This window comes from Pseudazoarcus sp. NS36 (genome assembly GCF_059703705.1).
In genome coordinates, this window is sequence record NZ_BAAKJA010000006.1 from 69,151 (window position 1) to 93,813 (window position 24,663).

Annotated in this window: 18 protein-coding genes and 1 tRNA gene; 12 read left to right on the forward strand and 7 right to left on the reverse strand. The window is 65.7% G+C overall.

Features of this window, described 5'->3' with window-relative positions; all coding sequences use genetic code 11:
- The first annotated feature begins 39 nt into the window (after positions 1-39).
- The 3 genes from AC6H0R_RS10595 to AC6H0R_RS10605 all read left to right on the forward strand — a co-directional run bounded on the left by AC6H0R_RS10595 (position 40) and on the right by AC6H0R_RS10605 (position 7,952).
- The gene (locus AC6H0R_RS10595; protein WP_497581339.1) at positions 40-2,952 is read left to right on the forward strand and encodes an HD domain-containing phosphohydrolase; all 2,913 of its coding nucleotides are present in this window, start codon (positions 40-42) and stop codon (positions 2,950-2,952) included.
- Positions 2,953-3,157: 205 nt separating this feature from the next.
- Positions 3,158-6,559 (forward strand): ammonium transporter, encoded by a 3,402-nt coding sequence (gene amt, locus AC6H0R_RS10600; RefSeq protein ID WP_497581340.1) that lies wholly within the window; start codon positions 3,158-3,160, stop codon positions 6,557-6,559.
- A gap of 31 nt (positions 6,560-6,590) precedes the next feature.
- Complete coding sequence (locus tag AC6H0R_RS10605) at positions 6,591-7,952, forward strand: DNA recombination protein RmuC (protein WP_497581341.1); 1,362 nt, start codon at positions 6,591-6,593, stop codon at positions 7,950-7,952.
- Between the two features lie 4 nt (positions 7,953-7,956).
- Here AC6H0R_RS10605 and moaA read toward each other — a convergent pair whose 3' ends face one another.
- On the reverse strand, positions 7,957-9,033 hold the full coding sequence (moaA, locus tag AC6H0R_RS10610) for a GTP 3',8-cyclase MoaA (RefSeq protein ID WP_497581342.1): 1,077 nt from the start codon (positions 9,031-9,033) through the stop codon (positions 7,957-7,959).
- Positions 9,034-9,239: 206 nt separating this feature from the next.
- Between moaA and AC6H0R_RS10615 the strand changes: the two genes are divergently transcribed.
- Positions 9,240-11,663 (forward strand): Lon protease family protein, encoded by a 2,424-nt coding sequence (locus AC6H0R_RS10615; protein ID WP_497581343.1) that lies wholly within the window; start codon positions 9,240-9,242, stop codon positions 11,661-11,663.
- 122 nt (positions 11,664-11,785) lie between these two features.
- Here the strand turns inward: AC6H0R_RS10615 and infA are convergent, their stop codons facing one another.
- The 5 genes from infA to AC6H0R_RS10640 form a co-directional block, all read right to left on the reverse strand.
- Positions 11,786-12,055: a translation initiation factor IF-1 gene (gene infA / locus AC6H0R_RS10620; RefSeq protein WP_497581344.1), complete on the reverse strand. Its 270-nt coding sequence runs from the start codon at positions 12,053-12,055 to the stop codon at positions 11,786-11,788.
- A 260-nt stretch (positions 12,056-12,315) separates the two neighbouring features.
- The gene (gene mltB / locus AC6H0R_RS10625) at positions 12,316-13,332 is read right to left on the reverse strand and encodes a lytic murein transglycosylase B (RefSeq protein WP_497581345.1); all 1,017 of its coding nucleotides are present in this window, start codon (positions 13,330-13,332) and stop codon (positions 12,316-12,318) included.
- Entirely contained in the window at positions 13,329-15,293 is a 1,965-nt protein-coding gene (locus AC6H0R_RS10630) for a transglutaminase TgpA family protein (RefSeq protein WP_497581346.1), read from the reverse strand. The genes mltB and AC6H0R_RS10630 overlap by 4 nt, the downstream gene beginning before the upstream one ends.
- Positions 15,280-16,257, reverse strand: a complete 978-nt coding sequence (locus AC6H0R_RS10635; protein ID WP_497581347.1) for a DUF58 domain-containing protein — start codon at positions 16,255-16,257, stop codon at positions 15,280-15,282. Before AC6H0R_RS10635 ends, AC6H0R_RS10630 begins: the two co-directional genes overlap by 14 nt.
- On the reverse strand, positions 16,254-17,192 hold the full coding sequence (locus AC6H0R_RS10640) for an AAA family ATPase (protein ID WP_497581348.1): 939 nt from the start codon (positions 17,190-17,192) through the stop codon (positions 16,254-16,256). The genes AC6H0R_RS10635 and AC6H0R_RS10640 overlap by 4 nt, the downstream gene beginning before the upstream one ends.
- Positions 17,193-17,242: 50 nt before the next feature.
- Here AC6H0R_RS10640 and AC6H0R_RS10645 point away from each other — a divergent pair, with 50 nt between their 5' ends.
- The 3 genes from AC6H0R_RS10645 to bamC all read left to right on the forward strand — a co-directional run bounded on the left by AC6H0R_RS10645 (position 17,243) and on the right by bamC (position 20,330).
- Entirely contained in the window at positions 17,243-18,166 is a 924-nt protein-coding gene (locus AC6H0R_RS10645) for a histone deacetylase family protein (protein WP_497581349.1), read from the forward strand.
- Positions 18,167-18,280: 114 nt separating this feature from the next.
- Positions 18,281-19,159 (forward strand): 4-hydroxy-tetrahydrodipicolinate synthase, encoded by an 879-nt coding sequence (dapA, locus tag AC6H0R_RS10650; RefSeq protein WP_497581350.1) that lies wholly within the window; start codon positions 18,281-18,283, stop codon positions 19,157-19,159.
- A gap of 22 nt (positions 19,160-19,181) precedes the next feature.
- Positions 19,182-20,330 (forward strand): NlpB/DapX family lipoprotein, encoded by a 1,149-nt coding sequence (gene bamC, locus AC6H0R_RS10655; protein ID WP_497581351.1) that lies wholly within the window; start codon positions 19,182-19,184, stop codon positions 20,328-20,330.
- A 58-nt stretch (positions 20,331-20,388) separates the two neighbouring features.
- Here the strand turns inward: bamC and AC6H0R_RS10660 are convergent, their stop codons facing one another.
- Positions 20,389-21,522 carry a JmjC domain-containing protein gene (locus tag AC6H0R_RS10660; protein WP_497581352.1) on the reverse strand — a complete coding sequence of 378 codons (1,134 nt, stop codon included), beginning with the start codon at positions 21,520-21,522 and terminating at the stop codon, positions 20,389-20,391.
- Positions 21,523-21,600: 78 nt separating this feature from the next.
- Here AC6H0R_RS10660 and rlmD point away from each other — a divergent pair, with 78 nt between their 5' ends.
- From rlmD to AC6H0R_RS10685, 5 genes are all read left to right on the forward strand, one after another.
- Positions 21,601-22,905: a 23S rRNA (uracil(1939)-C(5))-methyltransferase RlmD gene (rlmD, locus tag AC6H0R_RS10665; protein WP_497581353.1), complete on the forward strand. Its 1,305-nt coding sequence runs from the start codon at positions 21,601-21,603 to the stop codon at positions 22,903-22,905.
- 155 nt (positions 22,906-23,060) lie between these two features.
- A tRNA-Ser gene (locus AC6H0R_RS10670) sits at positions 23,061-23,150 on the forward strand.
- A 17-nt stretch (positions 23,151-23,167) separates the two neighbouring features.
- Positions 23,168-23,584 carry a DUF2721 domain-containing protein gene (locus AC6H0R_RS10675; RefSeq protein ID WP_497581354.1) on the forward strand — a complete coding sequence of 139 codons (417 nt, stop codon included), beginning with the start codon at positions 23,168-23,170 and terminating at the stop codon, positions 23,582-23,584.
- Positions 23,585-24,172 (forward strand): pseudouridine synthase, encoded by a 588-nt coding sequence (locus AC6H0R_RS10680; RefSeq protein ID WP_497581355.1) that lies wholly within the window; start codon positions 23,585-23,587, stop codon positions 24,170-24,172. It begins immediately after the preceding gene.
- A gap of 34 nt (positions 24,173-24,206) precedes the next feature.
- Entirely contained in the window at positions 24,207-24,650 is a 444-nt protein-coding gene (locus tag AC6H0R_RS10685; protein WP_497581356.1) for a DUF192 domain-containing protein, read from the forward strand.
- Positions 24,651-24,663 lie beyond the last annotated feature (13 nt).

A 24,663-nucleotide genomic window follows, 5' to 3' on the forward strand; every position in this document is an offset into this window, starting at 1 on the left:
TCCCGCAGCACGGCAGTCTGAGCACTGGCGAGGTGAGCAATGACAGTGGCGTCGCGCAGCATCAAGCCTTATCGCATCCATGTTCCGCTCAATGTGGCCGTGGCCTGTGGTGTCATCGTGCTGGTGGTCTGCATTGTCGGGGCGCTGGCCTTCAGCGCCTACCGAGGTGCCCAGCATTCGCTGGCCACCGCAACCAATGAAGCCATCGAACAGGGCGCATTGCTGCTCGATGAGCGTATCGGGCGCATCTTCGAGCCGGCCGACAATCAGTTGCGGCTGCTCTCCTTCAGCGAACTTGCGCGTGCCCGCACGCTCGACGAGCGGCTGGCCCAGCAGCCGCTGGCGCGTGCGGTGCTGCGCGGCAACTCCATCGTGCAGGCCGTGTATGCCGGCTATCCGGATGGCGACTTCGTGCTCTTCCGGCCACTTGGAGTGGCCGGGCTGTCCGCACGCTTCAATGCGCCGTCCGGCGCCGATCTGCTGGTGCAGACCATCACGCAAGGCAATGCCGGCCCGGCCGGGGAATACCGCTTCTACGGGCCGGACGGGCATTTGCTGGAGCACCGGGCCTTGCCCGACTACCGCTTTGATCCGCGTGACCGCCCCTGGTTTGTGAGCGCATCGGGGACCACCGAAACGGTGTTGACCGAGCCCTATCTGTTCTTCACGACGCGCGTGCCGGGCGTGACGCTCGCGCGGCGCGCGGCCGAGGGCAAGGCTGTCATCGGGCTGGATGCGGAGTTCGCCAATCTCGCGGCCCAGATCAACGATTTGCGCATGACGGCGTCGAGCGAGTTGGCCATCGTCGACACGACGGGCACCGTAGTGGCGCATCACGATCCGGTGGCAATGCTGATTCCGGACGGCGGTGACACCTTCCGCTTGGCGCATGTCGACGAACTCTCCCGTCCGCTGCTGGCCGATGCCTTTCGGCTGGAGGGCGATGCGCTGACTGGTCACGCCGATCATGCCGGCAGCCGCGACTGGCATCTGGTGCGCACCCCGCTCAAGCCGGTCGGCTCGCTCGAACTCATGGCGCTGCTGGCGATTCCCGAGGACGAAATGTTTGCCGAGGCGCGCGGCATCGCCACTCAGCAGGTCCTGATCGCCTTGCTGATTTTTGCCGTCAGCGTGCCTTTCGGTTTGTGGCTGACGCAGCGTTCGGTGGTTTCGCTGCGCCGTCTGGCCGAGGAGGCGCGCGCCATCGCGGCCTTTGATTTTGCGCAGCGGCCCTTGCTGCGCTCACATATCCGGGAGATCGACCGCCTGTCGCTGGGTATCGACCGCATGCGCACGACCCTGTCGGATTTTCTCGATACCAGCGTAGCGCTCGGTTTGGAGCGCGATGTTGAAGCCCTGCTCGAGACCATTCTTGGGACCGTCATCGAAAACTCGCGTGCCGAAGGCGGGGCGATCTATCGGGTGCAGGAAGATTCGCGCGTCGTGCGGGTGCGTCTGCGCGGTGACGCGCACATCGACGCAGCATTGCCTGGTGAGATCGAGGCCGGTTCGGGCGGTCTGGTTGCCGATGCGCTGGAGCGACGCATCACACGCATGCAGTCCGAAGGCGACAGCCTGCGCGTGGCAGTGCCGCTGATTACGCGTGAGGGCGCGCTGGTCGGCGCCGTTGTGGTGTGGCTGCCGGCTCGGGTCGGTCGTGACGGGCCGCGACGCGATTCGCGCGTGGGCTTCATCGAGGCGCTGTCGGCGACCGCGGCGGTGGCCATCGAGACACGTGAACTGATCGACGCGCAGAAGCACCTGCTCGAATCCTTCATCCAACTCATTGCGGCCGCCATCGACGCCAAAAGCCCTTATACCGGCGGACATTGCCAGCGCGTGCCGGAGCTCGCCAAGATGCTGGCCGAAGCGGCACATGCCAGCGAGGCCGACCTCTGGCGTGATTTCCGCATGAGCGACAGTGATCGCGAGGCCTTGCACATCGGCGCCTGGCTGCACGACTGCGGCAAGATCACCACGCCCGAATACGTGGTCGACAAGGCCACCAAACTCGAAGGCATCCACGACCGCATTCACGAGATCCGCATGCGCTTCGAGCTGCTCAAGCGCGACGCCCGCATTGCGGCGCTGGAAGCGCGGCTGGCCGGTGAAGACGCGCAAGCTGTGGCCGCGCAGCTTGAACACACGCTGGAAGAGCTCGATGCAGAGTTTGCCTTTGTCGCCGATTGCAACCTCGGCGGAGAAACCATGGGTGACGCCGATATCGAACGGCTGCGCCGCATCGGCGCCCGCACCTGGACGCGCACGCTGGATGACCGTCGTGGCATCTCGCGCGACGAGAGCTTGTTGCGCGCGCCGTATCCTCATGTGCCCGTGCCGGCCGAGGAGCCGCTGCTGGCCGACCAGCCCTGGCACCGTATCGGGCGGCCTGACGGTGAGTGCTTCGGGGCGGACAACCCCTGGGGCTTCTCGATGGACGTGCCGCACTACAAGTACGACCGGGGCGAACTTCACAACCTCACAATCCGCCGCGGCACGCTGACACCCGAAGACCGCTACATCATCAATCACCACATGATCCAGACCATCATGATGCTCACGCGCCTGCCGTTCCCGCAGCATCTGGCCGGAGTGCCGGAGATTGCGGCAGGCCATCACGAGCGCATGGACGGCCGCGGTTATCCGCGACGCCTGAAACGCGAAGACATGAGCGTGCTGGCGCGCACCATGGCGGTGGCCGACGTGTTCGAGGCGCTCACCGCGGCCGACCGGCCGTACAAGGCGCCCAAGACCCTGTCGGAGTCGGTGGTCATCATGGCGCGCATGGTGGCCGGGCAGCACCTCGACCCCGATCTGTTCCGGCTCTTTCTCGATTCCGGTATCTACCTCCGCTACGCCGAACGCTTTCTCGACGCCGCTCAGATTGACGAGGTGGATGTCGAGGCCATGCTCGCCATCGCAGCTGGTCCGGCGGACACTCTCGAAAACTGATCACGCGACGCACTGCAATGGTGCGTCGCGCTCCCTGCGATGCTCGCTGTATGGTCGCTATCCCCCGCAATTGGGCCTCTGGCGGCCTCCAGCGTGGTGGCATGTGGCTTGCTAATCCTCCTTGAGCTTGCCCGTGGTGTTGCACCCGTGGCAATGCCTTGCAATCCGCCCCGGCCGGCAGCCGGGACTGCGTGCTGAGGACGCGATGACGCAAAACGAGTCGCTGGATATCTTGTGGATGTTGGTGTGTGCCGCTCTGGTGTTCGTGATGCAGGGCGGCTTCCTGTGCCTCGAATCCGGACTGACGCGCGCCAAGAACGCCATCAACGTGGCGGTCAAGAACATCGCCGACTTTGCGGTGGCGTCGATCCTGTTCTGGCTGTTCGGCTTCGGGCTGATGTTCGGCGACAGCGTCAGCGGCTTGTTCGGAACGGGCCATTTCGCGATGAACGGCGAGGCCGGTACCTCGACCTGGATGATGGCCTTCGTGCTGTTCCAGATGATGTTCTGCGCCACGGCTGCCACCATCGTGTCCGGTGCGGTGGCCGAGCGCATGCACTTTCCGGCCTACATCGTGGTGTCCGCGGTGGTGGCCGGGCTGATCTACCCGGTGTTCGGCCACTGGGCCTGGGGCGGGGTGATTGGCGATGGAGGGGCCGGTTGGCTGGCCTCGATGGGCTTTGTCGATTTTGCCGGTTCTACGGTGGTGCATAGCACCGGCGGCTGGGTGGCACTGGCTGCGGTGATGATTCTCGGCCCGCGCGAAGGGCGTTTCGTGCCGGGCGAGCCGGCGCGCGTGATTCCGGCCGGCAACCTGCCGGTGGCCATGCTCGGCGGACTGCTGCTGTTCTTCGGCTGGTTCGGTTTCAACGGTGGCAGCACGCTGGCCTTCACCGACGCCGTGCCGTCCATCCTGGCGCATACCGCGCTGGCGGCCGCGGCCGGCATTCTTGCGGGCATCCTGATCGGCTGGAAGCTGCACGGCTACTGCGAGGTGATGTACGCGCTCAACGGTGCACTCGCCGGTCTGGTGTCGATCACCGCCTGCGCGCACGTTGTGAGCGGTCTGGAAGCCATCGTGATCGGCGCCATCGGCAGCGTCATCATGGTCATTGCCAACGAATGGTTGCTGGCGCGGCGTATCGACGACGCCGTGAGCGCCATTCCCGCCCACCTGGCCGCCGGCGCGTGGGGCACGCTGTGCGTGGCCTTGTTCGGCGATCTGTCCTTGATCGGCACCGGCCTGTCTCGTTTTGATCAACTGGGCGTGCAGGCGCTGGGCGTGCTCGCCTGCGGTCTGTGGTCTTTCGGCATTGCCTGGTTGGTGCTGCGCGCCCTGGGACGCTTTCGCCCGCTGCGGGTCAGCCCCGAGGACGAGCGCCTGGGCCTCAACGTGTCCGAGCACGGTGCCCGTACCGAACTCGTGCAGTTGATGGAAACCATGGAAGAGCACAGCCAGACCGGCCGGCTGACCAGCCGCGTGCCGGTCGAGCCCTTCACCGAGGTCGGCCAGATTGCCTCGGCCTACAACCGCGTGATCGGCGCGCTTGAAGAGGCCACCGAACAGACGCGCGCGGTGATCCGCGATGTGCGCGACGGCATCATCACCTTCACCCGCGAAGGCGTGCTGACCAGTCTCAATCCGGGGGCCGAGAAGCTCTTCGGCGTAGCCGCCTCCGGTGTCATCGGGCAGCCGGTGCAGCGTCTTGTGTCGCCCGAGGGCGGCACGCCCCAGTCGCGGCTGGAGCGCCTGTTCGTACCGGGAGAAAAACTCGAGCTGCGCTTTGGCGCGCCGCGTGAGCGTCGCGTGCTCGAGGTCTCGATCAGCGAGAACCGTGTCGGCCAGGTGGCACAACTGACCGGCATGGTGCGCGACATCAGCGAGCGCAAGCAGGTGGAGTCGCAACTGCACAAGGAGCGCGATCTCGCCCAGGTCACGCTGGCGTCGATCGGTGACGGCGTGATCACTACGGATGAGAGTGGCTGCGTGCAGTACATGAACCCGGTGGCCGAGCGCCTGACCGGGTGGCGGGCGCACGAGGCGCGCGGTAATCCGGTGAGCATGATCTACCGGCTCGTCGACGAGAAAAGCGGTGCCGTGATCGAGAACCCCGTGCGCACGGCGCTGCATCGCGGCCAGGTCATGCCGCGGCTGGAGCATGCGCTGCTGCGTCGGCGGGATGGCGAGAACGTGCCGGTACTCGACACCGCTGCGCCGATCCGCTCGCGTGACGGCTTCCTGATCGGAGCGGTGCTGGTGTTCCACGATGTCACCGTCACGCTGAACCTCGCGCGTGAGCTGTCACATCAGGCCAGTCACGACGCGCTGACCGGCGTGCCCAACCGCCGCGAGTTCGAGCGCAGGTTGTCCGAACTGCTGGGGCGGCCGTTCGAGCAAGGGCAGACGCACTACCTGTGCTACCTGGATCTCGACCAGTTCAAGGTCGTCAACGACACTTGCGGTCACGTGGCCGGGGACGAGTTGCTGCGCCAGGTCACGGCGCTGCTGCGCACTCATCTGCGCGCTTCCGACGTGCTGGCGCGGCTCGGTGGCGATGAGTTCGGGCTGATCCTGCAGAGCTGCCCACGCGAGCGGGCGCTGGAACTGGCCGAGACCTTCCGCGAGGCCATCGCCGAATTCCGTTTTGCATGGGAGAGCAAGGTGTTCTCCATCGGCGTGTCGATCGGCGTGGTTGAGCTCGAAAGTCACGAGAGCGATCTGGGCGCCGTGCTGTCATCGGCCGATGCCGCCTGCTACGCGGCGAAGGAGGGCGGGCGCAACCGCGTGCATCTGTACCAGCCCGATGATGACCGCCTGCTCGAACAGCACGGCCAGATGCAATGGGTCACGCGTCTGCAGGCCGCGCTCGATCAGGACCGTTTGCGTCTGTATGTGCAGCCCATCGTTCCGCTCAACGCGCCGGACCGCAACCGCATGCACTTCGAGATCCTGGTGCGGCTCGAGGAGAACGGCAAGATCATCCAGCCCGGCGCCTTTCTGCCTGCCGCGGAGCGCTACAACCTGATGCCGCGCATCGACCAGTGGGTGGTCAATAACACCCTGGCTTGGCTGGGCGACCGCTATCGCCGTCACGGGCGGCTGGACGGGGTGTATTGCATCAACCTGTCGGGTGCTTCGTTGTCTGACGAGCGCTTCCGCCAGACGCTGCGCACCACGCTCGAACAGTCCGGCCTGCCGCACGGTTCGATCTGCTTCGAGATCACCGAGACGGCCGCGGTGGCCAACCTGTCGAAGGTCGTGCATTTCATCCGCGAGGTGAAGCAGCTTGGCTGCGCGTTCTCGCTCGATGACTTCGGCTGCGGGCTGTCGTCCTTCGCCTATCTGAAAACGCTTCCGGTGGATTTCCTGAAGATCGACGGCAGCTTCATCAAGGACATCGAGAACGACCCCATCGACATGGCGATGGTGCAGGCCATCAACACCATCGGTCACACCATGGGCCTGCAGACCATCGCCGAGTTCGTCGAGACCGAGAGCGTCATGAACCGCCTCGTCGAACTGGGGCTGGACTATGCGCAGGGCTATCTGCTGGGCGAGCCGCGCCCGCTGGGCGAAGGGGATCAGGTGCGCATGATGCCGCGCTGAGTACAATCCCTGCATCGCAACGACAGGCCGCATGCTGATGCAGGGATTTGAATGGATGCGCGAGTACGCGCCGGAACTTACGCTGGGTGCGCTGGCAGCAGTGTTGCTGGTACTGGCATGGGTGGTGCTGCGCTTGCTGGGCGGCGAACGCCGGCTGGCGCAGGTGATGGGCGAGTCGGTCGAGGCGCGTTTCGACGAGGCCTCAGACCACTGGTACGCCGCTCTGGAACGTCTGGGGCAGCGTGCCGATGCGGGTTCCGAGCGCACGCGCGAGAGCCTGGAGCGCGAACTGCGCGCGATGCGCGAGGCCTTCCACGCCTTCGATTCCGCCATGCAGGGGCGACTGGCCGAACAGCGCGAGCAGTCCGCTCAGCGTTTCGCCGAAGCGGCCGGTGCCTCGGCCTCGGCGCATGAACGCCTGCGCGCCGAACTGCTGGAGCAAGTGCTCACACGCCTTGCCGAGCAGGCGCGGGCCGACCGCGAGCTACTGCAGGGCGGGCTGTCCGGCGTGTCGCGCACGCTCGATGAACGCCTGGAATCCATCGCCGGCCATGTGAACCAGCGGCTCGACGAGGGTTTTCGCAAGACCAACGAGACCTTCCTTAACGTCATGGAACGGCTCGCCACCATCGACGAGGCGCAGAAGAAGATCGACGGCCTCACCACCAGCGTCGTCAGCCTGCAGGACCTGCTCGGCGACAAGCGCGCACGTGGCGCCTTCGGCGAAGTCCAGCTCGAAGGTCTGGTGCGCAACCTGTTGCCGCCGGATAGCTACAGCTTCCAGCACACCTTGCCCAACGGCACGCGCGTAGACTGCGCGCTACGCCTGCCCGAGCCGACCGGCATGGTGTGTGTGGACGCCAAGTTCCCGCTGGAAAACTACCGCCGCATGCTCGACCTGGAGTCCTCCGAGCTCGACCGCAAACTGGCGCAGGCGGCCTTCCGCGGCGACGTGAAGCGACACATCGACGCGATTGCCACGAAATACATCGAGCAGGGGGTGACTTCGGACGGTGCAGTGATGTTTGTGCCGGCCGAAGCGGTGTTCGCCGAGATCCACGCCTGGCACCCCGAACTCATCGCCTATGCGATGGAGCGTCGCGTGTGGGTGGTCTCGCCGACCACGCTGATGGCGGTGCTCAACACCGCGCGCGCGGTGCTCAAAGATGTGGAGACACGCAAACACATCCACATCATCAAAGACGCGCTGGGCAAGCTGGCCAAGGATTTCCACCGCTTCGACGAACGCATGAACGCGCTTGCCCGCCACATCGACCAGGCCAACCGCGACGTTCAGGACGTGCAGGTCAGCTCACGCAAGATCACGGCGCATTTCGAGAAGATCGAATCGACGCAGCTCGATGAGCTGCCGCCGGCGGAAGACGGGAAGTAGAGCCTCAGCCGCCGATGTACGACATCTCGATCTTGCGCTGTTTGGCGGTGTTGGCCGTGCGGATCTCGGAGTAGCGGTCCGTACGCGCCAGCCAAACGCGGGCAATCGCGTTGTCGAGATCGGCGTCCGATGCACCACCGCGCAGCAGCGCGCGCAGGTCGTGGCCGGATTGGGCGAACAGACAGGTGAACAGCTTGCCTTCGGTGCTCAGGCGGATGCGCGTACAGGTGGAGCAGAAGGCCTGCGTCACCGAAGAGATGACGCCGATTTCGCCCGAGCCGTCGGCGTAGCGCCAGCGCTCGGCCACTTCGCCGGTGTAGTTGGGGTCGGCCGCTTCGAGCGGGAAGACCGCCGAGATGCGCTCGACGATCTCACGCGAGGGCATGACCGCCGCCATGTCCCAGCCGTTCGAGCTGCCCACGTCCATGAATTCGATGAAGCGCACGATGTGGCCGCTGCCGCGGAAGTGGCGCGCCATGTCGACTACGCCGCCGTCGTTCTCGCCGCGCTTGACGACCATGTTGACCTTGATCGGGCCGAGTCCGACGTCGGCCGCGGCCGCGATGCCTTCGAGCACGGATTGCACCGGGAAGTCGGCGTCGTTCATGCGGCGGAAGGTCGGGTCATCGAGCGAATCGAGGCTGACCGTGACGCGATGCAGGCCGGCGTCCTTCAGGCGCTGCGCCATCTTCGGCAGCAGCACGCCGTTGGTGGTAAGCGTGATCTCGACATCGGGGATGCGCGCGAGGCGTTCGATCAGTTCATCGACGTTCTTGCGCAGCAGCGGTTCGCCGCCGGTGATGCGCAGCTTGCGCACGCCGCGGTCGGCAAACACGCGTGCGACGCGCTCGATCTCTTCGAAGCTGAGCAGGTCGTTGCGCGGCAGGAACTGGTAATCCTTGTCGAACACCTCGCGCGGCATGCAGTAGGTGCAGCGGAAGTTGCAGCGGTCGGTCACCGAGATGCGCAGGTCGCGCACTTCCCGCCCCATGCGGTCGGCGAGCGGCCCGGACGCGGGGATGCTGCCTTCGACTTCAGGCAGGGTGTTTGTCAGCTCAGCGCGGATGGGGATGATCTTCATGTTCATTCGCTGTTCGGACTCGCCATTGCGCAGTGTGAGCGCATGCGGTGCTGGTGAATTGACCGCCGACGATTGTCGCCGGTTCATTCTGCGCAGGCGGATCGTCGCTGCCGCCGGGCGTGTCATGCAACAATGCACATTGTAGCCCCGACGTGCCGCATCGCGGCCGGCACGTGTGCAGGGCGACATGACAAGGAATGGAACGAATGACGCATACCCGCCTTCTTGCGGAACGCCTGCGCACCCGCTGCGAGCCTGAATCCCTGGAATTCGAAACTACGGCCGAGCTGGCCGACCTGCCCGACGGTCTGGAGCAGGCGCGCGCCGATGAGGCGCTGCGCTTCGGTCTGGCCATGCAGCACCCCGGGTACAACGTCTATGTGCTCGGCGAGTCCGGCACCGGACGCCACGCCATCGTCAATCGGCTGCTGGCCGAGCTGGCGGCGAAAGGCGAGGTGCCGCTGGACCTCTGCTACGTCTACAACTTCGAGGATCCGCAGCGTCCGCGCCTGCTGTCACTGCCGCCGGGCTGGGGTACGCAGTTGCGTAACGACATGCAGAGCTTCGTGCGCGACCTGGCGCCGGCGATTGATGCCGCGCTCGACGGTGAAACGCACGAGGACCGCATTGAGGCCTTGCAGGACGCGCACAAGGAACGCGAGGAAGAAGCCCTGCAGAAGCTTGGCGAAGGCTGCGCGGCCGACAATCTGTCGCTGCTCAAGACGCCCGAAGGCTTCGTCTTTGCCCCCACCAAGGACGGCGAGACCATGTCGCCCGAGGATTTCGAGGCCTTGCCCGAAGCCGAGCGCGATGTCATCGAGGAAAAGGTGGGTGACTGGAGCGACCGGCTGGCTGACCTGCTCGAGGAGTTTCCGGGCTGGCGCAAGGCGCTGCGTGAATCCATCTGCCGTGCCGAGCGCGACGCGCTGGCGCCGACCTTTGCGCATCTGTCGCGTGATCTGCGCGAGCGCTTCAAGGACATCGACGCGGTCCAGGAATTTCTCGACGCGGTGCAGAAGGATCTGCTCGACAGCGGTATCGACTGGGGCAGTGCGCTCGACGAGGAAGACGAGGGCGAGGACAACACCGGACGTTTCCAGCGCTATCTGGTCAAGCTGGTGGTCGACAACGCCGAGACCACCGGCGCGCCCATCGTGTATGAGGACAACCCCGGCTTCGGCAACCTGATCGGGCGTATCGAGCACCTCGTGCACATGGGCAACCAGGTGTCGAACTTCCAGATGATCCGCGCCGGTTCCTTGCATCGCGCCAACGGCGGTTACCTGATCCTCGACGCCGAGCGTCTGTTCGGCCAGCCCTATGCCTGGGACGGACTCAAGCGCGCGCTGCGCAGCGGCGAGATCCGCATCGAGCCGCCGGCTGAGGCGCAGGGCTGGAGCGCGCCGGTCACGCTGGAGCCCCAGCCCGTGCCGTGCAAGGTCAAGGTCGTGCTGATCGGCAGCCGCGAGGTGTTCTACCTGCTCAACGAGCATGATTCCGACTTTGCCGAGCTGTTCAAGGTGGCGGCCGATTTCGACGACGAGATGCCGCGTACGCCGCAGAACGTCAAGTACTACGCGCATTTGCTGGCCATGTTGGGCCGCAACGCCAAGCTCATCCCGTTCCGCCGTGATGCCGTGGCGCGCCTGATTGAGCAGGGCGCCCGCTACGCCGAGGATGCGGCCAAGCTGTCGCTATACACGCGGCGGGTGGGCGATCTGATGCGTGAGGCGGATTTCCATGCGCGTGAAGCCGGGCTGGAGATGGCCGGGCGGGAGCATGTCGAATGGGCCATCGCGGCGCGCGCGCGCCGCTTCGGCCGCTATGCCGAGCGTGTGATCGAATCCATCGTTGAAGGCTCGACGCTGATCTCGACCGACGGCCAGCGTGCCGGGCAGGTCAATGGTCTGGTGGTGGTGGAACTGGGTGGCGAGCACTTCGGCCATCCAGTGCGCATCACTGCCACGGCGCGCCTGGGTGACGGTGAAGTGGTCGACATCGAGCGCGAAACCGAGCTCGGTGGCGCCATCCACAGCAAGGGCGTGATGATCCTCACGGCCTTCCTGGCGGCGCGATATGCGCGCAATCGCCCCTTGTCGGTGTCGGCCAGTCTGGTGTTCGAGCAGAGCTATGGCATGGTCGAGGGCGATTCAGCCTCGATGGCTGAGCTGTGCGCGCTGTTGTCAGCGCTGGCTGATGTACCGCTCAAACAGAGCCTTGCGATCACCGGCTCAGTGAACCAGTTCGGCGAAGCCCAGGTGATCGGCGGCGTGAACGAGAAGATCGAAGGCTTCTTCGACCTGTGCGCGATGCGTGGACTGACGGGCGATCAAGGCGTGCTGATTCCGGCGGCCAGCGTGCGGCACCTGATGTTGCGCGAGGACATCGTCGAGTCGGTGCGCCGCGGCAACTTCCACGTTCACACCATCGAGACGGTGGATGACGCGATGACGCTGCTCACCGGACTCGAAGCCGGAGAGCCGGACACCAAAGGTGTGCTGGCGAAAGGCACGATCAACCACAGGGTGGCGCTTGCACTGGAAGCCATGGCCGCCGCGCAGAGCGCGTATCAGAACGGCCAGGGCGCCGAGGGGCAGGACCAGCGTCGGGTACGGCGCGGTCAGCGCTAGAAGCTGAGTGGGTGGCGGGAAGGGGGCTGCGTTGCGCAGTGACCCCTCTCTCGCCCGTCTTCAGTGGTGTTCCGGCCGTTGGGCCCGGCGCGATGACTCAGCGCGGGCCCGAGGGCGGGCAATCAGCGGCGGCGCTTGGGCGGCGGTGCGCCGGTCGTGCCGGGGGGACGACCGGGCAAGTGACGGAAGGTGATGCGCCCCTTGGAGAGGTCGTAGGGCGACATTTCGAGCGAGACGTTGTCGCCGGCGATGATGCGGATGTGAAACTTGCGCATCTTGCCGCCGGAGTAGGCGATCAGGTTGTGCCCGTTCTCCAGCGTCACACGGTAGCGGCCGTCCGGCAGCACTTCGGTGACGGAGCCTTGCATTTCAATCAGTTCTTCCTTGGCCATATGGCTTCCTCATGTTGTCCGTGGCGTCTGGCGACGGACGAATCGGGCCGGCCTGCGCGTGTGGCGACTGGCAAAACCCGTTGGCGAACCGCGGATTGCGGCTCGAACCGTGTCTGAATACGGATGGGAGTTCGCTGCTTCCCGGGGATGTGTCGCCCAAATAGCAAGGGCGACGCGATTGGTGCAAGGCGGCGATTATAGCACGCCCACCAAGCCAGCCCGTTCAGGCTTGGATTGCGATCTGTGGGCGTCAGGGAGCGTCAGCGCGCGGCAGTTTGTGAGAGTGCTTCGATCTGCGCGCGCACGGCCTGTGCGAGTTGATACACCGCCATCGCGTAGAAGCTGCTGCGGTTGTAGCGGGTGATGACGTAGAAGTTGCGATAGCCGATCCAGTACTCGGTGTCTGCGTTGGGTGTAGGCAGGTCGAACAGGGTAGCCAGATCGGGCGCGAAATGACCTGATGAAGCGGAGATGCCCTGTGCACGCAGAGTGCTGGTCGGGATGGCCGGCTCGATGCCGGCCGCGATCAGTGGTGTCGGGTCGAGCTTTGCCGGTAGTTGCACCTGCTGCGCCACTGGCTCGCCTGGGCGCCAGCCATGCATGGCGAAGTAGTTGGCGATGCTTCCGATGGCGTCCACCGGGTTGGCATCGAATTCGATACGGCCATCGCCGTCGAAATCCACGGCATAGGCACGCACGCTGCTGGGCAGGAACTGCGGGTAGCCCAGCGCGCCGGCGTAGGAGCCGGAGTAGCTGAGCGGGTCGCGGTTCTGCTCGCGTGCGAGCAGCAGCAGGTTTTCGAGTTCGCGTCGGAACAGCGGCGCGCGGGGCTGGTAGTCAAAGGCCAGCGTGGCGAGTGCCGAGACGGTTTCGAAATTTCCGGTGTAGCCGCCGTAGTTGGTCTCGATGCCAAGAATTGACACGATGAATTCGGGCGGCACTCCGTAGCGCGCGCTGGCGGCTTCGATGGTGTCGCGATAGGCAAGCCAGAAGCCCACGCCTTGGTGGATTCGGTCGTCGGTCAGAAAGCGTGAGCGGTAGCGCTGCCAGGAGCGCTGGCCGGGTTCGGATGGTGGGCGGATCAGTTCGATCACGCGTTCGATGCGGGTGGCCTGGCCCAGTACCGCTTCCAGTTCGGCGGCAGAGAAGCCGTGGCGCTCTTGCATGTCGCGCATGAAATCGCGCGCTTCATTGTGGTCGACGTAGGAGGCGGCGGCGCCCAGCGGCAGCAAAACTGCCAGTGCGCTGACGAGTGCGGTGCGGAACGGCTGCTTCATTGCGGAGAAAACTCCCGGATGCGGTGGCCCAGCTCACGTGTGCGGGCGGCGGTGTCGGAACGTGTCGCGCCGTAGCGCAGACGTGCGTAGGTGTGTGCGATGGCGCGCACGCGCGCTGCGTTCTGCGGGCTTTCGCGAGCGATGCGTTCAGCGTAATCGATGGGGCCTTCGGAAGGCAAACGGGCCAGTCCGCGACGTGCCATGCGGGTGCAGAAGCGCTGCCACATACGGTCGAGTGCGTCGCCCTGCGGGCGGCGTCGGAGCGCCCACACCAGCAAGCCGGTGAGCAGCAGGGAGACGGTACCGACGAGCATCAGCAGCAGGGTGCGCAGATCGGCACTGTCCAGCCCGAGGCGCGACAGCAGGTTGCGCTGGTGTTGCTGGTCGAAGCCGACGACGTTGCGGTTCCAGGCATTGGACAGGGCTTCCCAGCGGTCGCGCAGGCTACGTAGCGTGTCGATGGCAAAGCCCGGGCGCATCATGAACGGTCGTGCTTCGCCGGCGGGAAGCGCATCGGATAGGCCCCGCTCGATGCGGTCCGGTGCGGTCAGCGCGGTCGGGTCGACGCGCAACCAGCCGCTGTCCGGCAGCCACACCTCGACCCAGGCGTGGGCTTCCGACTGGCGTATCACCAGACTGCCGTCGAAGCGGTTGATGGCGCCGCCCTGATAGCCGGTGACAACGCGCGCGGGGATGCCCGCGGCGCGCATCATTACCGCAAAGGCCGAGCTGAAGTGTTCGCAGAAGCCGCGCCGGGTGTCGAACAGGAACTCATCTACCGGTTGGTCACCGAGCAGCGGAGGTGACAAGGTGTAGGTAAGGCCGGCCTGTTTCAGGTGCGCGAATACGCGATCGAGCGCTTCGCGCGGGCTGTCGGCGCCGTCGGTGAGGCGTTTGACCAGTGCAAGCGTGCGGGGGTTGGAGCCTTCCGGCAGGCGCGTCGCCAGGCGCAACACAAATGGTGATTCGTTCAGCCCGACTGGAGTTTCAGGCCAGGCGTTCAGTGCAACGCGGGTGCGCTGTCCGAGTGGCGCATCCGACAGCAGTTGCAGGTCGCCCGCGTAACGCGTGCGAGGGCGATCCACCTCACCGGGGAAATCCATGGCGAGCAGCCAGCGTCGCTGGTGTGGTTCGATGATGGAAATGTAGTCGTATCGTGGCCCGCTCGGCGTGTAGGGCGGGGCTTCAAGCAGCGGCGCGTTGCGCGCGCGCCAGGTGCGCCCGTCGAAATCAGTCAGTACCGGACCGCGCCAATAGCGTTGCGCTGGAGGCGGCGGTTCGCCCGAAAACTCCACGCGCAAGGCGATCTCGCTGGACTCGATCAGTTGCGAAATCGAGCCCGGCTGCATTTCGTCCGACAGCCCGGTGACGCCGCTGTGCGCATCCGCCGGCAGGCCCCACAGCGGCCCTGGCAGGCGCGGGAAGAGCAGGAACAGTACGAGCAGGAAGGGCAGCGCCTGCAGCATTAACAAGCCGCTGCTGCGCAGGGCAAGCAGCGGCCGCGCTGCAGGGTCCTCGATGGCCGTCAGTGTGGCGATGGCGCAGAGTGCGCCACTCAGCGCGAGCGCGGCTACCGGCAGACTCTGGTCATTGAAGAACAGGCCGAGCTGCAAGAACAGCGCAAGCAGAATGGCCGCACGCAGGTCGCGGGTGGAGGACCCTTCGAGCAGCTTCATGCACAGCAGCACGGCGAGCAGTGCGATGCCCGGATCTTTGCCGAGGAAGTAGCCGAAATGCAGGCGTATGCCGCCGGCGATGGCGGCGGCCAACAGCAGGATGAACAGGCGCAGCAGGCGCCCGGCGGTTGGGGCCGAGCTGCGGTGGCGCACGGCATGCCATCCGAGCAGGGTGACGCAGCAGGCGGACACCCATGCCGGCAGATACAGCATGTGCGGGCCCAGGGTGATGGTGGCTGTGGCCAGCGCCCACAGCGTAGCGGGGCGCGTGTCAGGCGTGTTCATGACGGCTTCGCGCGAGTGCCAGACGGGCCAGGCAAGTGCGCAGGTGCGGAGCGCCGTTCGCGGCCTCAAGCAGACCTTCGGGAGTGCGCAGGGCGTAGCGCAGGCCACGGTTTTCGGCTGCGAGCGCCCAGGCGGTGAGACGTGCGGCGCGGGCTTCGTCGTCGAGCCAGTGCAGGGCGTTCCAGTCGAGCAACAGACTGTTGCCTTGCTGGGCGGAAAACTCCTTGGTCAGCAAAGGGCCACCCGAGGCGGCGGCTTTCCATGCGACGTGGCCGGGCGAGTCGGTGATGCGGTGCGGTCGCAGCCCGGCAAAATCGTCGTCGCCGCTGCGGGGTGTTACGCGGCCGTTTGCTTCCGGACTGTCGCCCTGCGGCAGCGGTGGCGGGTCGCTTTCAGGAGCGGGATACACCAGACAGTTGAGGTCGGGACGGATCCTGCTCCAGGCCCGCACCAGGCCCAGCGGCCAGGTGGTGCCGACGCGGATGGCTTCGACGGGCATCCAGCCGCGTTGCGTCGTGGGCAGCGCTAGTTCGATGTCGGCGGACGTGGCGGCTTCAAGCGTGGCGAGTGTTTCAGCGGTACCGCAGCGCATTCGCAGCGCAGGGCGGCGAAGGCTTGAAGGGTTCTCGATGAGAATCTGAAGTCTTGCCGCCTCACCCGCGAAGACGGGATCGATGCGGATGCGTGCGATATTCAGGCCGAGCAGATTGCGAAAGGCCTGCACGGTGGCTGAAAGGCCGGCGCCAACGAGCAGGAAGACCAGCCCGTAGCCCAGGCTCAGGTTGTAATTGATGGCGCCGATCAGCATCACGACCAGCGCTACGCCAAAGGCCAGTCCGGCGCCGGAGGGGAGCACGTAGATGCGGCCTTGCGTCAGCTTCAGCGGCAGGCTGTGCGGGCCGCGACGGCCGAGCCAGACCGCGGCGCGGTCGGGAATGCGTTCGAGGCGGTCGACGAAGTTCATCCGTCCACGGCAACGGACGCCACGATGCGCGCAATCACCGCAGGTGGCGCGCTGCGGCCGTCGCTGGCGAGGTGCAGGCGATGTCCGGCAACGTGCGGAAACACCGCCTGCACGTCTTCGGGCAGCACGTGGTCACGTTCCTGGATCAGTGCCCAGGCACGCGCGGCGGAGAGCAGGCCGAGGCCGGCGCGCGGGCTCAGTCCGCCGGTCAGTTCGGCGTCGTTGCGTGTGGCGGCGAGCAGCGACTGTACGTAGTCGATCAGGCGTGGCGCGACGTTGATGTTGCGGGTGGCGCGTTGCAGTGCGAGCAGCTCGTCGGGCGTAATGACGGGTGGCGTGCGTTCGAGCAGGTCGCGGCGGTCTTCGCCCATCAGCAGCGCGCGTTCGGCGTCGCGCCCCGGAAAGCCAAGGTGAATGCGCATCAGGAATCGGTCGAGCTGGCTTTCCGGCAGCGGAAAGGTGCCGATCTGCGTCGTCGGGTTCTGCGTGGCGATGACGAAGAAGGGGTCGGGCAGCGGATGCGTTTCGCCGTCGGCCGTGACCTGATGTTCTTCCATGGCTTCGAGCAGGGCGCTTTGCGTTTTTGGCGTGGCGCGGTTGATTTCGTCGGCAAGAATGAGCTGGGCGAACAGCGGCCCCGGATGGAAACGGAAGGCGCCGGCCTCGCGGTCGAAGATCGACACGCCGGTGATGTCGGCCGGCAGCAGGTCGCTGGTGAACTGCACGCGCTGGAAGTGCAGGCCGATGAGTCGCGCAAAGACATGTGCCAGCGTGGTTTTGCCGACGCCGGGCTGATCTTCTATCAGCAGGTGGCCGCGGGCGATGATGCAGGCCAGCGTCAGACGCAGCGGTTGCGGTTTGCCAAGAATGATCTCGTTGGCGGCGGTGAGCAGTCTGCGGATGCTCTCGGCGGGAGTTTGGCTGGGCGATGGCATGGCGCGATAATAGACCACCACAGGTCTCAAACGGTTCAGGAGCGGCGCGCATGGCGACGGCTTTCATCACCCACGCGGACTGCTCGCTGCACGACATGGGCGCGCATCATCCGGAATGTCCGGCCCGGCTTGGCGCCATCAACGACCGGCTGATCGCCTCCGGTATTGAGGCCTATCTCGATTTTCACGATGCCCCGCGGGCCGCCGACGAGCAGATTCTGCGAGCCCACGATCCGGCCTACCTGCAGCGCCTGCGCGACAGCGTGCCCGAGCACGGCACGCACCATCTCGACCCCGACACCGCGATGAATCCGCACACCCTGGATGCCGCCTTGCACGCGGCCGGCGCCGGTGTGCTGGCGACCGATCTGGTGGTGTCGGGTCGGGCCGACAATGCCTTCTGCGCCGTGCGCCCACCCGGTCACCATGCCGGTCGCGCCAGCGCGATGGGCTTCTGCCTGCTCAACAACGTTGCCATCGCCGCGTTGCATGCGCTTGAAGCGCACGGCCTGCAGCGCGTGGCGGTGGTGGACTTCGACGTGCATCACGGCAACGGCACCGAAGACATCCTGCGCGATGAGCCGCGCGCCATGATGGCGAGCATCTTCCAGCACCCGTTCTACCCGTACAGCGGCACCGACAACGTGCCGGCGCACTGGGCCAATGTGCCGGTCAAAGCCGGCCTGCGCGCTGCGGACTTCCGCGAGGTGGTGACTACCCGCTGGCTGCCTGCGCTGCAGGCCTTCGCCCCCGAGATGATCTTCATCTCGGCCGGTTTTGACGCGCATTACGAGGACGACATGGCCTCCTGCGGACTGGTCGAGGACGACTACGCCTGGGTCACCACCGAGTTGCGGCGCTTTGCCAGGCAGCAGTGCGGCGGGCGCATCGTGTCCATGCTCGAAGGTGGCTATGCGCTCTCCGCGCTGGGGCGGGCGGCGGTGGCCCATGTGCGGGCGCTGGCCGATCTTTGACGTGGTGGCGTCCGGTCGCGTGTCCCAAGCGTTGAAAAGTACTCAGCCGGGGCTGGCCGTGCCGGCCGCTTCAGGTAGAATCGCCCACTTGATCCACGCCTGCCCGCCCGCCCCATGATTACCGGTTCCCTGGTCGCCATCGTCACTCCCATGCACGAGGACGGTCGCCTCGATTTCGAGCGGCTGCGTTCCCTCGTCGATTGGCATATCGCGGAGGGCACGGACGGCATCGTCATCGTCGGCACCTCGGGCGAGTCGCCGACGGTGGACATGGACGAGCATTGCGAACTGATTCGCGTCGCTGTCGAGCACGCCGCCGGCCGCATTCCGGTCATTGCCGGGACCGGCGCGAACTCCACCGCCGAGGCCATCGAGCTGGCGCAGTTCGCCGAGAAGGTCGGCGCGCATGCCCATCTGTCGGTCGTGCCGTACTACAACAAGCCGACGCAGGAAGGCCTGTACCGCCATTTCCGCAGCATCGCCGAGAAGGTTGCGCTGCCGATGGTGCTGTACAACGTGCCCGGCCGCACGGTGGCCGACATGGCCAACGACACTACGCTGCGCCTGGCTGAAATCCCGAACATCATCGGCATCAAGGATGCGACCGGCAGCATCGACCGCGCCTGCGACCTGATCGAGCGTGCCCCCGCGGATTTCGCGCTGTACACCGGCGACGACATGACCACCGCAGCCTTCATGCTGCTGGGCGGCCATGGCGCGATCTCGGTGACGGCCAACGTCGCGCCGCGCCTGATGCACGAGATGTGCGTCGCCGGTCTGGCCGGTGACGCCGTGACGGCGCGTGACATCAACAGGAAATTGTTGTGGTTGCACCGTAACCTGTTCTGCGAGGCCAATCCGATCCCGGTAAAGTGGGCCGTGCAGCAGATGGGGCTGATCGAGGGCGGTATCCGTCTCCCGCTTACGCCGCTTTCCGAAGCCTTCCACGAGCGTGTGCGCGAATCCCTGCGCCGCGCCAGCATCAAGCTCTGACACGCGAGGAATCCTCAGGCTCATGAACGCAAAGTTTCTCGGCTCGGTATCGATTGCGGCGCTGGCAGTTACGCTGGTCGCATGCTCTTCCACCAGCAGCGGTCTCCTCGAAGGCAAGAAGATCGACTACAAGAGCGCACGCCCGGTGGGCAACACGCTTGAAGTACCGCCCGATCTCACCGCCCCGTCGCGCGATGACCGCTATGCGGTGCCCGACGTGTCGCCGCGCGGCATCGCCACCTATTCGGCCTATCAGGGTGATCGCGAAGCGGCCGCCGTCAAGGGTTCCGATGAGGTGCTGGCGCCGATCGACAACATGCGCATCGAGCGTGCGGGTTCCGAGCGCTGGCTGGTGATCCGCGGCAACGCGGACGACCTGTGGCCGCAGATCCGCGATTTCTGGGGCGAGCTGGGCTTCATTCTTACCCTCGACCAGCCCAGCATCGGCATCATGGAAACCGACTGGGCGGAAGACCGCGCACAGATTCCGCAGGACTTCGTGCGTCGCTTCCTCGGCAGCATCTTCGACAGCCTGTTCTCCACCGGCACGCGCGACAAGTTCCGCACCCGTCTGGAGAAAGGGCAGCAAGAAGGCACGGTCGAAATCTTCATCAGCCACCGCGGTGCCGAAGAGGTGTATTCCAACACCAACCAGGACAGCACTGTGTGGCAGCCGCGCGAGCCTGATCCCGAGCTCGAAGTCGAAATGCTGCGTCGCCTGATGGTCTATATGGGTGCGGAGGAAACCCGCGTTGCTGCCGAATTGCAGGCCGAGCCGGCTGCGCCGCGTGCCACGCTGGGCCTGCCCGACGGTCGTATGGGGCTGGGGCTGGACGAGTCCTTCGACCGCGCCTGGCGTCGCGTCGGTCTGGCGCTGGATCGCGTCGGCTTCACGGTGGAAGACCGTGACCGCTCGCAGGGCCTGTACTTCGTGCGCTACATCGATCCGGATGAAGAAGCGCGCAACAAGAAGGCCAACGAGAAGGGCTTCTTCAGCCGCATGTTCAGCTTCGGCAAGGACAAGCCGGCCAAGGCGGGTTCCGAGTACCGCATCCTGGTCGAAGGCGACAGCGCCACATCCCGCGTTACCGTGCTGTCGCGCGAAGGTGGTGTCGAGTCCGGCAACATCGCACGCAACATCCTTACGCTGCTGCAGGAACAGCTGCGCTGAGCGAGGCTGGTGCAATGAAAAACGGCGCCCTGCGGGGCGCCGTTTGTTTTGGTGGGCCTTAATCCTCGTCGGGGATATCAGGTGCGCCGAGGCCGTCGCAGTACAGGCGGTAGAGCAGTTCGAACAGGCCATCCGACAGCCCGGTACTGGGCGCAAGACGGCGGGCGTGGGCGAGGTCGGCGAGCAGGGCGGTATCCGTTGCACCGATCTCCAGCTGCTCCCCGTTCAGATGAAAGCGCCCGCCGCGGAGCAGCAGCAATGTACCGGGGTCGAGCATGAAGCCGTGCTGTGCCATCGCAGCGGCAAAACGCTTGCGCGTCAGCGGCTCGTCCGGCGGCAGGAAGAACACCGAAGCCTTGGGCTCGCTCAGGTAGTCGCCCAGAAAGGCGGCCACATCGTCGCGGTTCCAGCGGATGGCGTTGAGCATGTCAGTGACGCGATCGACCATGAGGTCGCCGATTTCGGCCGAGTTGTCCTGCAATGCGAGGTCGGGGTCGGTATACATGCCCGGCAGATCGACGCGCTCGGCCAGCCAGCCGAGAAAACCCGATCCCAGCTCGCGTGCCTGCGGCGCCCGGAAACCGATGGAGTAGGTCGTGCATTCGCCGATGGCCGTGCCTTCGTGCGCGTAGCGCGGCGGCAGATACAGCATGTCACCCGGCTCCAGCACCCATTCCTCGGTGGGGCGGAAATCGGCGATGAGCTTGAGCGGCGCACCTTCCACCAGCGTGTGCTCGGTCTGGTCGCCGATGCGCCAGCGTCGCTGGCCGAAGCCCTGCAGCAGGAACACGTCGTAGCTGTCGAAATGCGCACCGATGCCGCCGCCGTCGGTGGCGTAGCTCACCATCAGGTCGTCGAGCCGCGCCTGCGGGATGAAGTCAAAGCGATGCAGCAACTCGTCGGCCTCGCGCACCCACAGGTTCAGGCCCTGCACCAATACCGTCCACGGCTGCTTGCGGCCTTTCAGCGCGGACGCCTTTTGCGGGCCGCGCGAGACTTGCCAGCCTTTGCTGGCGTCGTGCCGGATCAGGCGCGATTCGACGTCCTCGTCACCGGCCAGCTCGAACAGTTCTTCCAGCTCGACCACGCCGGTGAAGCCCGGAATGGCCTGACGGATCAACAGGGGCTTCTTCTGCCAGTACTCGGCCAGGAATTGCTGCGGCGTGATGCCGCCAAGGAGTTCGCTTTTCATGGCCGGGATTATCGCCGATTGCTTCGACGCGCGAGGTCCTGCACCGTTAAAATGCCGGACTTTTCCGTGGAACTGCCCATGCCCGTCGCCACCATCGAATCACTCGACCACGAAGGCCGCGGCGTCACCCACGTCGACGGCAAGGCCGTCTTCATCGAGGGGGCGCTGCCGGGTGAGGAAGTCGAGTACGCGGTGGTGCGTGCGCGGCCGAGCTACGAGCTGGGCGAGCTGGTGCGCGTGATCACGCCCAGCGCCTTGCGCGTGACGCCGCGCTGCCCGTACTTCGGCACCTGTGGCGGCTGTTCCATGCAGCACCTGGACGCCACCGCGCAGGCCGCGGTCAAGCAGCGGGTGCTCGAAGACGCGCTGTGGCACGTCGGCAAGGTGCGCGCCGAAACCATCTATGCCGCCATCCACGGCCCGAGTTGGGGTTACCGCTTCCGCGCTCGCATCGGTGCGCGGCTGGTGCCGAGCAAGGGCGGCATGCGGGTGGGTTTTCGTGAGCGCAGCAGCAGCCACCTGATCGACATGACGAGCTGCGAGGTGCTGCCGCCGCATGTCTCGGCCCTGCTACCCTCGCTGCGTGATCTGATCGGCGGTCTGTCGATTCCCGACCGTATTCCGCAGATCGAGCTGGCTATGGGCGATGACGATGTCACGGTGCTGGTGTTCCGTCATCTCGAAGCCCTCACCGCCGCAGATATCAGGCGTCTTGTTGCGTTCTCCGAGGCCCACGCCGTTCAGGTCTGGCTGCAGCCCAAGGGGCCTGACAGCATCCGCAGACTGCACCCGAAAGAGGCGCCGGGGCTGTCCTACAGCCTGCCGGAGTTCGACGTGAAGCTGCATTTCCGTCCGACCGACTTCACGCAGGTGAATGTGCTGACCAACCAGTTGCTGATGCGACGCGCCCTGCAGCTGCTCGATCCGCAGCCGGGCGAGCGCATCGCCGACCTGTTCTGCGGGCTGGGCAACTTCAGCCTGCCGATTGCCCGCAGCGGCGCACGCGTGGTCGGTATCGAGGGCAGCGATGCGCTGGTCGCACGTGCCGCCGAAAACGCCCGCGCCAACGGCCTTGCCGCCAACAGCGAGTTCCACGCTGCCAACCTGTTCGAGGTCACGCCTGACAGCTTCGCCGCGCTGGGCCATTTCGACCGCATGTTGATCGATCCGCCGCGCGATGGTGCCATCGCCATCGTCAAGGCGCTCGGCGAGGCCGCGCCGCGTCGCATCGTCTACGTCTCCTGCAACCCCGCGACCCTGGCGCGCGACGCCGCGGTGCTGGTGCGCGAGAAGGGCTACGCGCTGCGCGGCGCCGGTATCGCCAACCTGTTCCCGCAGACCTCGCACGTCGAATCCATCGCATTGTTTGAACGCATGGCCTGACGCAGAGCGAGGCGGAACGGTATACTCCGCCGCGGATCAATGATCCGCACGGGTTTAGATGGACGTGTGGCAGAGTGGTTGAATGCACCGGTCTTGGCGCGCCAGCGCTGGCGAAGCCAAAACCGGCACGGGCCGCAGGCCCGCATGGGTCTTACGGAGGTGTGGCAGAGTGGTTGAATGCACCGGTCTTGAAAACCGGCAGGGGTTTGCGCCCCTCGTGAGTTCGAATCTCACCGCCTCCGCCAATTGACCCGGATACATCATGGATATCTCCACACCAGCCCTGCTGTTTCCCGCGATTTCCTTGCTGTTGCTGGCCTATACCAACCGTTTCCTGACGCTCGCGCAGGTGATCCGTCAACTGCATGCCTCGCGGGATCCGCATGCGCCCATCGTGCAGCGCCAGATTCCTGGCCTGAAGCATCGCATCGTCCTGATCAAGTACATGCAGGGCTTTGCCGTGCTGAGCTTTCTGCTGTGCGCGCTGTCGATGTTCGGGCTGTATGTGGGCGAGGCCTTTGCCGGCAAGCTGCTGTTTGGCGCGAGTCTGCTGGCGCTGACGGTGTCGCTGCTGATGTCACTGGCCGAGGTGTTGATCTCCACCAATGCGCTGGCCATCGTGGTGGAAGACATCGAGGCGCCGGTGCCGCCCGAAGCGTCTGATCCCGACGGGCGCTGAATGGCGCGCATCCTCCTCTTCAACAAGCCCCACGGCGTGATCTGCCAGTTCTCGCCGGAAGGCGACAAGCCCACGCTGAAGGACTTCATTGCCGTGCCGGGCGTGTATGCAGCCGGGCGGCTCGATACCGATTCCGAGGGCTTGCTGGTGCTGACCGATGACGGCGCGCTGCAGCACCGCATCACCGATCCGCGCAACAAGCAGCCGAAAACCTATCTTGTGCAGGTCGAGGGCGAGCCCGACGAGGCCGCGCTGGCGGCCTTGCGCGCCGGCGGACTGGATCTGGGTGACTTCCGCACGCAAGCCTGCGAGGCGCGGCAGGTGGCAGAGCCCGACTGGCTGTGGCCGCGCGATCCGCCCGTGCGGTTCCGCAAGAACATCCCGACGAGCTGGATCGAGATCGTGCTGCGCGAGGGCAAGAACCGGCAGGTGCGGCGCATGACGGCCAAGGTCGGCTTTCCCACGCTGCGCTTGGTGCGCACGGCCATCGGGCCGTGGTCGCTGGACGGGCTGGCGCCGGGACAATGGCGCGAGGAAGTCGCGGCCGCGCTGCCGCAGCCTGGTCCGCGTGTGCGGCGCTCGCGTTAGAATCTGCGCTGTTTCTTCCACGACCGGATTGACGATGAATTTTCGCCGCTGCCTGCTCCTGCTGTCTTTCATGTTGTTCGTTCCGGCGGCTTTTGCGCAGCAAATGCCGGTGGTGCAGCTCACCGCCGGCATGTACCGCATCACTGCGGAAATGGCCAATACCCCGAAACACCGCGAGACCGGGCTGATGCATCGTGAGTCCATGGGCGAGAACCGCGGCATGGTGTTCGTGTTCGAGTTCGACGCCACGCACTGCATGTGGATGCGCAACACGCTCATTCCGCTGTCGGTGGCCTTTCTGGACACCGATGGGAAGATCCTCAACATCGAGGACATGGCCCCGCAGACCGAAACCAATCACTGTGCCGCCAAGCCTGCGCGCTACGCGCTGGAAATGAACAAGGGCTGGTTCGCGCAACGCGGCATCGGCCCTGGCGACGTCATCGGCGGCGCCAGCAAACTGCGTCCCACGCGCTGATCTGCGCGCAGTG

Coding starts and splice junctions, on each gene's coding strand:
- AC6H0R_RS10615 (WP_497581343.1), top strand. CDS start 9,240: ATGACGCATACCCGCCTTCTTGCGGAACGCCTGCGCACCCGCTGCGAG.
- amt (WP_497581340.1), top strand. CDS start 3,158: ATGACGCAAAACGAGTCGCTGGATATCTTGTGGATGTTGGTGTGTGCC.
- bamC (WP_497581351.1), top strand. CDS start 19,182: ATGAACGCAAAGTTTCTCGGCTCGGTATCGATTGCGGCGCTGGCAGTT.
- AC6H0R_RS10640 (WP_497581348.1), bottom strand. CDS start 17,192: ATGCCATCGCCCAGCCAAACTCCCGCCGAGAGCATCCGCAGACTGCTC.
- AC6H0R_RS10675 (WP_497581354.1), top strand. CDS start 23,168: ATGGATATCTCCACACCAGCCCTGCTGTTTCCCGCGATTTCCTTGCTG.
- moaA (WP_497581342.1), bottom strand. CDS start 9,033: ATGAAGATCATCCCCATCCGCGCTGAGCTGACAAACACCCTGCCTGAA.
- dapA (WP_497581350.1), top strand. CDS start 18,281: ATGATTACCGGTTCCCTGGTCGCCATCGTCACTCCCATGCACGAGGAC.
- AC6H0R_RS10630 (WP_497581346.1), bottom strand. CDS start 15,293: ATGAACACGCCTGACACGCGCCCCGCTACGCTGTGGGCGCTGGCCACA.
- mltB (WP_497581345.1), bottom strand. CDS start 13,332: ATGAAGCAGCCGTTCCGCACCGCACTCGTCAGCGCACTGGCAGTTTTG.
- infA (WP_497581344.1), bottom strand. CDS start 12,055: ATGGCCAAGGAAGAACTGATTGAAATGCAAGGCTCCGTCACCGAAGTG.
- AC6H0R_RS10595 (WP_497581339.1), top strand. CDS start 40: ATGACAGTGGCGTCGCGCAGCATCAAGCCTTATCGCATCCATGTTCCG.
- AC6H0R_RS10635 (WP_497581347.1), bottom strand. CDS start 16,257: ATGAACTTCGTCGACCGCCTCGAACGCATTCCCGACCGCGCCGCGGTC.
- AC6H0R_RS10680 (WP_497581355.1), top strand. CDS start 23,585: ATGGCGCGCATCCTCCTCTTCAACAAGCCCCACGGCGTGATCTGCCAG.
- AC6H0R_RS10605 (WP_497581341.1), top strand. CDS start 6,591: ATGCTGATGCAGGGATTTGAATGGATGCGCGAGTACGCGCCGGAACTT.
- AC6H0R_RS10645 (WP_497581349.1), top strand. CDS start 17,243: ATGGCGACGGCTTTCATCACCCACGCGGACTGCTCGCTGCACGACATG.
- rlmD (WP_497581353.1), top strand. CDS start 21,601: ATGCCCGTCGCCACCATCGAATCACTCGACCACGAAGGCCGCGGCGTC.
- AC6H0R_RS10685 (WP_497581356.1), top strand. CDS start 24,207: ATGAATTTTCGCCGCTGCCTGCTCCTGCTGTCTTTCATGTTGTTCGTT.
- AC6H0R_RS10660 (WP_497581352.1), bottom strand. CDS start 21,522: ATGAAAAGCGAACTCCTTGGCGGCATCACGCCGCAGCAATTCCTGGCC.